The sequence below is a fragment of the Curtobacterium sp. A7_M15 genome (assembly GCF_030705415.1).
In the GTDB taxonomy this organism is placed as follows: domain Bacteria; phylum Actinomycetota; class Actinomycetes; order Actinomycetales; family Microbacteriaceae; genus Curtobacterium.
Map to the genome: position 1 here is coordinate 1 of NZ_JAUZED010000222.1, position 1,416 is coordinate 1,416.

At 69.4% G+C, this 1,416-nt stretch carries 3 protein-coding genes; 2 read left to right on the forward strand and 1 reads right to left on the reverse strand.

The window, feature by feature from the left end; all coding sequences use genetic code 11:
* Positions 1-66 precede the first annotated feature (66 nt).
* Positions 67-339 (forward strand): HPr family phosphocarrier protein, encoded by a 273-nt coding sequence (locus Q7F20_RS18555; RefSeq protein ID WP_305739441.1) that lies wholly within the window; start codon positions 67-69, stop codon positions 337-339.
* A 66-nt stretch (positions 340-405) separates the two neighbouring features.
* Here Q7F20_RS18555 and Q7F20_RS18560 read toward each other — a convergent pair whose 3' ends face one another.
* The gene (locus Q7F20_RS18560; protein WP_305741530.1) at positions 406-738 is read right to left on the reverse strand and encodes a hypothetical protein; all 333 of its coding nucleotides are present in this window, start codon (positions 736-738) and stop codon (positions 406-408) included.
* A gap of 56 nt (positions 739-794) precedes the next feature.
* On the opposite strand from Q7F20_RS18560, the gene Q7F20_RS18565 reads away from it, so the two are divergent.
* Positions 795-1,416 (forward strand): exodeoxyribonuclease III (locus tag Q7F20_RS18565; RefSeq protein WP_305741531.1); only part of this gene is annotated, 622 nt, incomplete at its 3' end.

A 1,416-nucleotide genomic window follows, 5' to 3' on the forward strand; every position in this document is an offset into this window, starting at 1 on the left:
CGCCCCGGAACCGCCCACCCCGCGCTCGCTACCATGAGCCAACCACCCATCGACAGGAGTACATCGATGTCCGAAGCCACCCGCACCGTCACCGTCGCCAGCGCGTCCGGCCTGCACGCCCGCCCCGCGTCCCTGTTCGTCCAGACCGTGACCGCGTCCGGCCACCAGGTCACGATCGCGAAGGGCGACAAGTCCGGGAACGCCGGCAGCATCCTCGCGCTCCTCGGCCTCGGGATCGAGAACGGCGACGAGGTCACCCTGACGGTGAACGGCGACGACGCCGAGACGACCGCGGACAACCTGGTCGAGTTCCTGAAGACGGACCACGACGCGGCCTGACCACCTGACTGACGGGAGGCGCGGTGCCAGCTGGCACCGCGCCTCCCGTCCGTCGTCCGGTCGCCCCTACTGCCCCAGTGGCGGGATCTCGCGCAGCTCGCCCCACGCGAAGCTGCTCTCGGCGATGAAGTCCTGCAGGTCGTCGGCGAGGTCGTGCAGGAGTTCCGGCAGGTCCCAGAACTCGACGCCGAGGCTCCTGGTCGCACCCCGATCGCCCTTGATCTCCCATGTGACACTCATGGAATCGTCGACGACCGCCTCGTCCTCGTAGTCGAGGTCCCAGTCACTGTGCGGCGTCACCCAGAAGCGCGCACGCCGGAACTCGTCCGGACGCAGCATCTGCTCGGCCACGGGTCGGAACGCGGCGAGCAGCTCGCCCACGGTCATCACGACGGTCACAGCGCGAGCCTACGGCCGGGTCGGGGGTGTCACCACCCGCCGATAGGGTGTTCTGCATGACACGCCTGCGCCTCGCATCCGTCAACGTGAACGGCATCCGTGCCGCGTTCCGGAAGGGCATGGGCGATTGGCTCGCCACCCGCGACGTCGACGTGCTCGCCCTGCAAGAGGTCCGCGCGTCGAGCGACGACCTGTCCGGCCTGCTCGGCGACGAGTGGGACATCGTGCACGACCCCGCGACCGCGAAGGGCCGCGCGGGTGTGGCGATCGCCTCGCGGCACAAGGCGCAGATCCACCGCGTCGAGCTGGGTGCAGAGGAGTTCGACTCCGCCGGCCGCTGGCTCGAGGCCGACTACGAGATCGACGGCACCACGGTGACGGTCGTCTCGACGTACGTCCACTCGGGCGAGGTGGACACCCCCAAGCAGGACGAGAAGTGGAAGTTCCTCGACGCGATGACCGAGCGGCTGCCGAAGCTCCGTGAACACAACCCGCTCGCGGTCGTCGTCGGCGACCTCAACGTCGGGCACGACCAGCGGGACATCAAGAACTGGAAGGGCAACGTGAAGCGCGCCGGGTTCCTCCCGCGCGAGCGTGCGTACTTCTCGCGGTTCTTCGGTGAGCAGGGCGCCGAGGTCGAAGGTGCCGACGGCACGACCGGACCCGGCCTCGGGTGGG

Excerpts from the sequence above, each read along its gene's own strand:
- Q7F20_RS18555 (WP_305739441.1), top strand. The coding sequence starts at position 67 with ATGTCCGAAGCCACCCGCACCGTCACCGTCGCCAGCGCGTCCGGCCTG.